This window comes from Lysinibacillus antri, assembly GCF_003977595.1.
GTDB classification, from domain to species: Bacteria; Bacillota; Bacilli; order Bacillales_A; family Planococcaceae; genus Ureibacillus; species Ureibacillus antri.
Map to the genome: position 1 here is coordinate 45,858 of NZ_RYYR01000026.1, position 10,431 is coordinate 56,288.

10 protein-coding genes are annotated in these 10,431 nt (G+C 35.7%); 6 read left to right on the top strand and 4 right to left on the bottom strand.

Annotated elements, in window-relative coordinates; genetic code table 11:
* The first annotated feature begins 179 nt into the window (after window positions 1–179).
* Window positions 180–947: a polysaccharide deacetylase family protein gene (locus tag EK386_RS15595; protein ID WP_126660107.1), complete on the top strand. Its 768-nt coding sequence runs from the start codon at window positions 180–182 to the stop codon at window positions 945–947.
* Between the two features lie 180 nt (window positions 948–1,127).
* Here the strand turns inward: EK386_RS15595 and EK386_RS15600 are convergent, their stop codons facing one another.
* From EK386_RS15600 to EK386_RS15615, 4 genes are read right to left on the bottom strand one after another with little or no spacing between them, the layout of a single operon-like run.
* Window positions 1,128–1,919 carry an ABC transporter ATP-binding protein gene (locus tag EK386_RS15600; RefSeq protein ID WP_126660108.1) on the bottom strand — a complete coding sequence of 264 codons (792 nt, stop codon included), beginning with the start codon at window positions 1,917–1,919 and terminating at the stop codon, window positions 1,128–1,130.
* Window positions 1,919–2,950, bottom strand: coding sequence for a FecCD family ABC transporter permease (locus tag EK386_RS15605; RefSeq protein ID WP_179966049.1), 1,032 nt, complete (start codon window positions 2,948–2,950; stop codon window positions 1,919–1,921). The genes EK386_RS15600 and EK386_RS15605 overlap by 1 nt, the downstream gene beginning before the upstream one ends.
* Window positions 2,950–3,984: a FecCD family ABC transporter permease gene (locus tag EK386_RS15610; RefSeq protein WP_126660110.1), complete on the bottom strand. Its 1,035-nt coding sequence runs from the start codon at window positions 3,982–3,984 to the stop codon at window positions 2,950–2,952. The genes EK386_RS15605 and EK386_RS15610 overlap by 1 nt, the downstream gene beginning before the upstream one ends.
* Before the next feature lie 2 nt (window positions 3,985–3,986).
* Window positions 3,987–5,009: an iron-siderophore ABC transporter substrate-binding protein gene (locus EK386_RS15615; protein WP_126660111.1), complete on the bottom strand. Its 1,023-nt coding sequence runs from the start codon at window positions 5,007–5,009 to the stop codon at window positions 3,987–3,989.
* Between the two features lie 221 nt (window positions 5,010–5,230).
* Between EK386_RS15615 and EK386_RS15620 the strand changes: the two genes are divergently transcribed.
* The 5 genes from EK386_RS15620 (at window position 5,231) to EK386_RS15640 (ending at window position 10,171) form a co-directional block, all read left to right on the top strand.
* On the top strand, window positions 5,231–6,256 hold the full coding sequence (locus tag EK386_RS15620; RefSeq protein WP_126660112.1) for an NAD(P)/FAD-dependent oxidoreductase: 1,026 nt from the start codon (window positions 5,231–5,233) through the stop codon (window positions 6,254–6,256).
* A gap of 231 nt (window positions 6,257–6,487) precedes the next feature.
* On the top strand, window positions 6,488–7,342 hold the full coding sequence (locus tag EK386_RS15625) for a DegV family protein (protein ID WP_126660113.1): 855 nt from the start codon (window positions 6,488–6,490) through the stop codon (window positions 7,340–7,342).
* 305 nt (window positions 7,343–7,647) lie between these two features.
* Complete coding sequence (locus tag EK386_RS15630) at window positions 7,648–8,241, top strand: TetR/AcrR family transcriptional regulator (protein WP_126660114.1); 594 nt, start codon at window positions 7,648–7,650, stop codon at window positions 8,239–8,241.
* A gap of 41 nt (window positions 8,242–8,282) precedes the next feature.
* Window positions 8,283–8,882: a TetR/AcrR family transcriptional regulator gene (locus EK386_RS15635; protein ID WP_126660115.1), complete on the top strand. Its 600-nt coding sequence runs from the start codon at window positions 8,283–8,285 to the stop codon at window positions 8,880–8,882.
* Window positions 8,883–9,160: 278 nt separating this feature from the next.
* Window positions 9,161–10,171 carry a tRNA dihydrouridine synthase gene (locus EK386_RS15640; protein WP_126660116.1) on the top strand — a complete coding sequence of 337 codons (1,011 nt, stop codon included), beginning with the start codon at window positions 9,161–9,163 and terminating at the stop codon, window positions 10,169–10,171.
* Window positions 10,172–10,431 lie beyond the last annotated feature (260 nt).

Sequence of the window (10,431 nt, forward strand, 5' to 3'; positions counted from 1 at the left end):
ATATAGTTGTAGCAAGGTTGAACTTAGAATAAATAAAAAATAGCTGTGTCAAAAATCTTAATTGTAATTGCATTTTGAGGCACGGCTTTTTTAAATTTATGAATGGTAGAGAGTTGTTACATTTTATTAGCATATAAATAAAATAATTAGGGCTAATAAGGTTCAACAGGAGGAGTAAAGTGTATAGAAAATTAATAGGTAAAACATTATTAGTAATATTTGTGTTGACTCTATCAGCTTGTGGCAGTGAAAAAAGTACATCTACTTTAGAAGTAACTAAAATGGAAGATGGAAATAATCAAATCGTTGCTGAACAAAAATTGGAGGATAGGGACTATGAACTCATCACGGAAACTTATTCGAAAGATAATGTAACAATAGAATATCCGCAAATCATTCATTTCAAAGATGAAGGAAAACAACATGAAATAAATGAGGTTATTAAAAAAGAAGCACTCGCACCTTTTCTACAGACAATACAATTATTAGAGCCAGACCAAAAATATGAGGCTGAAGGAAAGTATGAAATTAAGTTAAAGAATAATTACATGTTAAGTATAGCCTATAAGAGTTATAACAATATTAGCCCATCTGCCCATCCATACTATTTGTTTTTTACAACAAATATTGACTTAAACACAGGTAACCAATTATTTTTATCTGATTTTGTTAAGAAGATTGATAACGAGTTTATTACAAAATTAAAAAATGCCAAGTATGTTGGAAATTTAGGAGAGGAATATAAGCAGCAAATTAAGGAACTAGTATTTGGTCAGTATAATAGTGATGAAGAGTTAATAGCAGCCCTTACTAATAGTAAAGATCATGATAGTGGTATTTATGTCTATGTAACTGAAAATGCGCTTGGTATTAGTATGCCAGTAGCTCATGTGGCTGGGGATCATGCCCAATTTGAAATTGATTTTAGTGAACTAAAAGAAAAGTGAGAGTAATAAACAAGGATATTTGCTAACGAAAATTAATTAGGGTTAAGGGCATCTAGAGATGAGGGGAATTCATCCAAATAGCTAGGGAATTCATTCTAAAACTAAACAAAATAAAAAAGTAGGATTTGAGACGACCTCAAATTCTACTTTCTTATAATTTAAAAATGCAGTCTTTTTTTATTACTTATGATATCGACTTATTGGAAGGACAAGTGGTGTGTTTGAAATGGGATCATTTATGACATGGCAATCTAAGTTAAAGGTTTCCTTAATCAGTTCGCTCGTAACGATGTCATTTGGCGAGCCTTCAGCAATCAGTTGTCCATCCTTTACGGCAAATAAATAATCCGCATAACGTGCTGAAAGGTTAATATCATGAAGCACCATGACAATTGTTGTCCCGTACTTTACATTTAAATCTTTCAATAAATCTAATATTTCTACTTGATAAGTGATATCTAAATAGGTTGTTGGCTCATCTAAAAATAAAATATTGGTTTGCTGAGCTAATGCCATCGCAATCCATACACGTTGGCGTTGTCCACCTGATAATTCATCAATATGGCGATCACTAAATTCCGCAATATTCATCATATCAAGAGCTGTTGCAACTGCCTCGTAATCCTTTTTTGACCAACTTGAAAACATGGATTGATGTGGAAATCGCCCACGACCAACTAAATCAGCAACGGTAATACCTTCTGGGACAATAGGGGACTGAGGTAAAAGTCCAACCGTACGAGCAAGCTTTTTAGAAGGAATTTCATAAATTGATTTGTTATCTAAATACACATCACCATTCGTTGGTTTTAGTAATCGAGCCATTGTTTTTAATAAGGTTGATTTTCCACAGCCATTTGAACCAATAATAATGCTAATTTTATTTTCAGGAATCGATAGGCTTACATCCTTTAAAATGAGATTTTGGTCATAGCCAGAATGTAAGTTTTTTGTTTGTAATGTATGAGACATTAAATATCCCCCTTTCGATTCATTTTGATTAGTAAGTAAATTAAATATGGTGCGCCAATAATCCCTGTAATAACACCTACAGGATAGTGCGCCTCAAAAGCAAATTGCCCGATTAAATCTGCTGCAAGTACCAAGATTACACCGATTAACCCAGAAGGTATAAGTGCAGAGAATCCAGCCCCAACAATACGTCTAGCAATTGGGCCAGCTAAAAATGAAATAAATGCGATCGGTCCCGTTGTTGCAGTTGCTAATGCAATAACTAGTACAGCAGTTATTAATAAAATGATACGAACTCGATTTGTTGAAACACCTAAAGATGTAGCTGCTTGTTCACCAAGCTCTAACATTTCTAAATGATTTGAAAAGTAGATAAGTATCGGTGTACAAATGACGATAAGAATTAATAAAGGCATTACGGTTTCAACTTTTGCTCCGTTTAAGCTTCCACTCAGCCATCGAAGAGCAGTCGGTAAATCATGTGTTTTTGCGATTAACATTAAATAAGAAATAAAGGCATTTAATATTGCTTGAATCCCAATTCCTATTAAAATTAATCGTCCAATTGAAAAAGAAGTAGCTCTCGAAAAACCATATATAATGGCAACTGTCAATAATCCACCTACAACTGAAGCAATTGAAATCATTGTATTGCTTGTCTGAAGGACGACAATACAAAATACGGCTGCTGCACTTGATCCCGCTGTAATCCCAATTACATTTGGGTTCGCTAATGGGTTTCGTAGCATTGTTTGGAATACATAACCCCCAACTCCAAATGCAAATCCAGTAAGGAGTCCAGCTAACATACGTGGAAAACGTAATGTTCCAACGGCAAAGCTTGCGCCTTTAACTTCCTCACCTAATAAAACAGCAATGACATCTTTCACAGGATATATCGTATTTCCAAGCATAAGCATAGCGCAACATAATGCAAGGGCAATTACAATTAATATGACCATCGTCGCAATATAACGACGTTTACGTTTGGATCTTGATTGAATAATGGTTTGTAAAGTATCGTTGTTCATCATAGGCTACGCATTTTCGCTTTCATCGTAATATAAATTAAAATCGGTGCGCCAATAAAGGCTGTTAAAATCCCAACCTCTACCTCTCCAGGACGAGCGATTAACCGTCCTACTACATCAGATATCGTTAAAATAATCCCGCCAGATAAAGCGGAAAGGGGGATGATAAAACGTAAATCTGGTCCAATCATTAATCGAATTACATGAGTCGCTAATAGACCGATAAATCCAATTGGTCCTGCAAAGGCTGTCGCAGCACCGCAAAGTAGTACACCTGCAAAAGCAGAGACTAAACGAATCGTCCCTGTTTTAACACCTAATCCTGTCGCTACCTCATCTCCTAATGCCATTGCATTTAGTGCAGGTGTAGCTAAAATAGCAATGATTATACCTACAACTAAGAAGGGGAGAAGTAGTTGAATACTATCCCACGTACCAGCTCCAACACTTCCAACCTGCCAAAAGCGAAATTGATCCATCACATTTTGACGAGGAATCATAATCGCTGTTACGAGTGAAGATAAGATAGCACTTGTTGCAGCTCCAGCTAGGACGAGCTTTAAAGGTGTAGCGCCGCTTCCTCCAAGAGAACCAATTGTAAACACAAAAATAGCAGTAAGAATCGCACCTGCTATAGCTAACCATACATATTCACTTGCAGAGCTAATATTAAAAAAGGCAATACCACTAACAACGAATAATGCAGCCCCTGTATTAACTCCTAAAATACTTGGATCGGCAATTGGGTTTCGCGTGACCGATTGCATTAGTGCCCCAGATACACCTAATGCCGCACCACACATAAAACTAAAAATAGTTCGTACAACACGTTGACGAACGACACTAGATTCATGATCGTTTAATTCTGGATGGAATAGTCCATCCAGAATTGTAGACCACCCAATTGAACGAGAGCCAAAAGCTATAGAAGCAATGATTGATAGGATTAAAAGAATTAAAAGAATAACTGTTAACTTCCCTAAATTCTTTGGTAGGAAAGATTGCTTCTCCTTAGCAATGTTCAACTGTTTCATGATTACTTAATGTTCTTCGCTACGTCTGAGATTAAAGTTAAGTATTCATCAATTGTGTATTGAATTGAAAGTGGGTTAGGGTTACCAGCAGCTGCTAATGGTGTGTTGTCTTCTATAACTACGATGTTTCCGGCAGCAATTGCAGGAACTTTCCCTAAAATTGGATCTGCCTGTAAAGCAGCTAATGTATCTTTGTTACCATAAGTAATAAATAGATCAGTGTCGTTTAATGCATCTGCATTTTCAGCGCTTACTTGAATGTAGAAGCTGTCCTCAGTAATCAACTTTTTAATACCTTCAGGATATTCCATACCTAAATCAGATAAAAATTCGCCACGTGGATCTGCAGGTGTATAAATATAGAAGCTTGATAAATCAGCTGTGTTAAACATACCGAATGCAGCCTTTTTACCTTTAATACTAGAGTGCTCATTTGCTTTTTCAGCAATTAACTTTTCTGTAGCAGCAACTAATTTCTTACCTTCTTCTTCCATACCCATACCTTTAGCGTTTAATAACACTTGGTCGCGCCAAGGTGTTACCCATGGAGTTTCTTCGTAAGGAACTACTGGGGCAATTTGGCTTAAAGTATCATATTCTTCTTGAGTAATACCTGAATATGCAGCAAGAATTACATCTGGATTACTATCAGCAATTGCTTCAAAATCTAAACCGTCAGTGTCTTGATATACTGTTGGATTTTCTTCACCTAGCTCTTTTAATTTATCAGCAGTCCAAGGTAATAAACCAGAATCATCTTGGATTCCGTAGTTTGCAGCAGAGAAACCTACTGGTACTACACCAAGTGCTAATACTACATCATGGTTTGCCCAGGCTACTGTTGCAACTCGCTCAGGCTTTTCATCAATTGTTGTTTCACCAAATGCATGTTTAATAACGATTGGATACTGACTATCGTTTTCTTTTTCAGTTGTGGATTCTTCATTTATTGAACTGTCATCGGCACAAGCCGCTAGAACCAGAACAAAAATTGAAGTAATGATAAATAATAATGATTTTTTCATTATAAATAGCCTCACTTTGTTGATTGATTTTTTTTATTTTATGTAAATGATAAAGATTTTCATTATCATTAATCTGAATTTATAATACTCTTAAAATTTTTCATCTGTCAACATTTTTTGAGAATGATTTTCAATTACAATTGACTTTCGAAACACAATTCGTTAATCTAATTGATAAAGATTATCAGTTGATTTGAATAAAACAAAATGGAGTGTTCTAAATGGAAATATATGATGTGACGATTATAGGTGGGGGACCTGCCGGGTTATATAGTGCTTTTTATAGTGGTATGCGTGACATGAAAACAAAAATTATCGAATATCATCCCTATTTAGGCGGGAAAGTGAATATCTTTTTAGAAAAAGTACTTTGGGATGTAGGTGGTCAACCACCAATTCAGGCTAATCATTTTATAGAAAATTTAATCGCACAAGCTATGACATTTGAACCGACCATAGTTTTGAGTCAAAAAGTTGACCGTATTGATAAAGAGGGACAATATTTTGTTATTTCGACAAATACAGGGGAGAAGCATTATTCAAAATCGATTATTATCGCAATTGGTGGAGGTATCTATGAGCCAATTAAGTTGGAGCTTGAAGGAGCAGAAAAGTTTGAAATGTTGAACCTTCACTACACAATTAACGGTATTGAGCGCTTTGAAAACAAAGATGTTTTAATATCGGGTGGAGGAAATGCCGCTATTGATTGGGCTGTTGAACTATTGCATGTCGCGAAAAAGCTAACAATTATTTACCGTAGTGATGAATTAAAAGCACATGAATCACAAATTAAAAAATTAATAGAGCACGGTGTAGAAATTAAATTAAATACAGAAATGGTAAAGCTCATTTCAAATGAAAATAAAACAGCTATTGAACGTGTCCTATTAAAAGAAAATGAGACAGAGTATGAAATGACAATGGACGACGTATTAGTATGTCACGGTTATAATCGCGAAGTTTCTCTAGACTTCTGTGATTCTATTGCACCCGTAAGAAATGAATATAAGCAATTTAAAAGCGAAGGGCAATGTAAAACATCGATTCCTGGCATTTACGCAGTAGGAGATATCGTAGCCTATACAGATAAAGTTTACCTATTAGTAGGGACATTTAATGATGCAGTTTTAGCTGTAAATAGTGCGAAGAAATTCATTGAACCAGATGCGACAAGTTATGCCATGGTTTCTTCACATAATGATAAATTTAATGAGCGTAATGTAGCAGTTTTAGCGAACAAATAAAAGCGGTTGAAGTTAGTTTAACCAAAGTAATAAGCAGACAATTTAGAAGTGCGATGATGCATTACTAAACAGTCTGCTTTTATGTTTATCCAGTTTAATGTTCACATCCCATCTCACGAATAAGTTTTCTGAATATTATAATGGTTAATTCCCCCATTTAGTGTATATTTAAAATAAATCATAATAACTAAGTACGCACAGAATGGCTGTGTTAGTTGAAAGGAATGTGCTATGAGAAGGATTATTTTATCGACAGAGAGTGGCGCGGATTTACCGGAAGATCTAGTTGAAAAACATCAAATTCAAGTAGTACCGATGCACGTCATCATGGATGGGAAGGATTATTTAGATGGTGAGCTACCTGTAGAGGAAGTTTTTGATTATCATAGTCGCACGAAAAAAATACCATCTACAACCGCAACGAATGTACATGAGTATCATGATTTATTTACAAACATTAGAATGGCTTTTCCTGATAGCATCGTTATTCATATTGGCTATACGTCTAAAGCATCTGCTTCCTTTCAAAGTGCGCTAATTGCAGCGGAAGATTTTGAAGATCTTTTCCTAATTGATGCGCTAAACGTGACAGGTGGATTAGCTGCAATCGTGATGTATGCAGTTACTGTGCTTGAGAAAGAACCTTCCATTGACCATGTTCGCTTAATAGAAAAAATTGAATCGGTGGTTCCTAAAACAAGGTTGGCTTTCATTCCTGGCAGTTTAGACTTTCTAAGAGCGGGTGGCCGAGTAAGTAACGTTGCTTATATTGGAGGATCATTATTAAAAATAAAGCCGTGCATCGAATTAAAAGAAGGAAAGCTTGTTTCAACTAGAAAATATCGTGGGCATATGAGCATAGTTGCGGAAAAACTCATGCGAGACTACTTAAACCAATACGACATTGATCGAAAACAGCTGTATTTGATCTATTCTATCGGACTTGATGAAAGTATTAAGAGCCGAATGGATGAAATCGCAAAGGAAACAGGTTTCGAAAATGTAACATGGATGCAAGCGGGTGCAATGATTTCTACCCATGCTGGACCTGGAGGCTTTGGGATTGCGGGAATAGAATATATTTAATATACCCCTTTTAACGTCTTACTACATGTTGAGCTTGTGTGTGGTGAGGTTATATTTAAATTAAGCAAGAAGAATTAACAACGAATTAAATAGTTAAATTCATTAAGAACTCTCTCTAATTTTAATATTAGGAGAGTTTTTCGTTTATAAATGGGAGTCCACACATTGTGAAACGGTGGCATGGTTGGAGTTGTTGTGTTAAATTTTTCAAAATCTGTTAGAAAGCTCCAGTGTTTATGAACCTCTTCACTACAATCATCTACATGATATAATATTCACATGTTATTTGGTTTGGAGATGTTTTTATGGCAGAAAGAGGTAGACCAAAAGGAGCCAATGGAGAAGAAAGTCGTGCGTTATTGCTAGAGGTGGCAGCGAATGAGTTTGCACAAAATGGATATCACAAGACAAAAGTAAGTTCGATTGTAAAAAGGGCATCATTGAGTCAACCTTCTTTTTATTTATATTTTAAAAATAAAGAAGCGATTTTTGAAGAATTGGAAGATTTATTTCGTTTGCGGATGATCGAGTTTGCGAAAAAAAGCCGTTTAGAACCAGATCTTCAGTTATCAACGCTTAAAGAAAGAATTGTATACGGCTTACAAAATCTATTGGAATACTTAGCGAAAAACCCGGACTTAACTCAAATTGGCTTTTATATTTCAACACGAGCAAATGAAGTAAAAAAACAATTGGTGGAACAAATTAAAGAAAATCTCGATTTTGAAGTAAATGTAGGTTACTTTCGAAAAGATGTAGATACACAAATGGTAGCCGAGAGCTTAATTGGAATAATTGAGCGATTAACATTTTCCCAACTCCTTTCCCAACAAAAAGAACCCGCACAAATCGCAAACAACATTGTCGACTTATTGTTGGAAGGTATACTAGATAATTAAGTACTATGTTAATGATGAAAATCTTTATTTAGGTGATAAACATGAGTAAACGTGGTAGAAAAAAAGGATCATCCGGAGAGGTAAGTAGAGCTTTATTATTAAATATGGCAGTTGAGGAATTTGCTTTAAACGGGTATCACGAAACAAAAATTAGTACCATTGTGGAGAGGGCAGGGGTTACACAGAAGACCTTTTATCTTTATTTCAATAGTAAAGAAGCGATTTTCCAGGAATTAATAACAAAATTTAGAGAAAAGTTATCAACTATTGTTAGTGAGAGTCGTTTGGAAGCAACTATGGATAAAAGTGATATCGTAAATAAATTGTTTAAGATGTTGCAATTTTTTGCGGAAAATTCCCATTTAACCCAAATCGGATTTTACCTTTCAGAAGAGTCGATTGAAATAAAGAAACAACTATTAGAACAAATAAGTAATTATTTAAATGCCGGTGCAAAGGATGGATATTTTCGTTCAAATGTAGATATGGATTTTGTTGCGGAAAGTTTACTAGGAATGATCGAACGTCTGACGCAAACCCAACTATTCAGCGGATTGAAAGGCCCTCAACAACTAGCAGAAGAAATTGCCATGGTTGTATTAAAAGGAATTGCTAGTAGAGAAAAAGAACAAATTCAGTAAATATTAGTGGGACACTATTAGTCAAAAGAAGGCTAATAGTGTTTTTTTGTAAACATTATAAAGTCTACTATTTATTAACTTTTTATTTATCTAATGTAATATATAAATACTATTCAGGACTGATTTTCGTTAAAATAAATATTGCTGATTTCAAAAAAAATTCCTGCAAACTATAAATGTCTCGATATACTTGTATTTGATAATAAGTGATTAAGCATGATATAAGTGTAAAAGAAACAAAACATATTTTTAGATAAGATTTTGAAGTTGTATGCATAATGAGAGGATATGAGTTTGACATGATAGATAATTTTTGGCGTGAGTTACCACGACCATTTTTTGTACTTGCACCGATGGAAGATGTGACGGATGTTGTATTTCGCCATGTTGTCGCTAAAGCAGGTCGACCGGATGTATTTTTCACAGAGTTCACCAATTCGGAGAGCTACTGTCATCCAGAGGGCATGAAAAGTGTGCGTGGACGTTTACTCTTTACAGAAGATGAACAGCCAATGGTCGCGCATATTTGGGGAGATAGTCCGGAAAATTTCCGCAAAATGAGTATTGGTATGGCCGAGCTAGGCTTTAAAGGGATTGATATCAACATGGGTTGCCCTGTGCCGAATGTTGCACAACGAGGAAAAGGGAGTGGCCTTATTCTGCGTCCAGACGTTGCAGCAGAATTGATCCAAGCCGCAAAAGCTGGTGGGTTACCAGTCAGCGTGAAAACTCGCCTTGGCTATAAAGAGGTCGATGAGTGGAAAGAATGGCTAACGCATATTTTAAAACAAGATATCGCCAACCTTTCAATTCATTTACGTACGCGTAAAGAGATGAGCCAGGTGGATGCACACTGGGAGCTAATCCCGGAAATTAAGGCGTTACGTGACGAAATCGCACCCGATACGTTATTAACTATTAATGGTGATATTTTAGATCGCCAAATGGGTCTAGAACTTGTTGAAAAATATGGTGTTGATGGCGTGATGATTGGGCGCGGTATTTTCAAAAATCCGTTTGCTTTTGAAAAAGAACCGAAAGAGCATAGCAGTGAAGAGTACTTAGATCTTTTAAGATTGCAACTAGACTTACAAGATCAATATGCGGAAATACTACCACGTTCAATTTCTGGGCTTCACCGCTTCTTCAAAATCTATGTAAAAGGCTTCCGAGGCGCGGGAGAATTACGAAATCAATTAATGAACACAAAATCAACAGATGAAGTTCGCACAGTGCTTGATAACTTTGGAAAGAATGTTGATGGGATGAAAGACAATGAAGGGCTTTAATTTTCAAAGTTAATCAATAAACTTAAAGTAACTATAATAAACATCCGCCGAGAGTCCAAGAGATTCTCGGATTTTTTATAGCCAAGCATGTATTTGATAAGTTAAAACTGAGATACTTTCGACCAAAGCTTCTTATAAAGTAAGCCCCCAATCAAACAACGCATGGTAACACGCAGCACCTCCCGGTACTATAAATGTATCAATTAAAGGAGGTGCTTTCTTATGCCACAACAAAAATTAGCTATTGTCCCCGTAACACT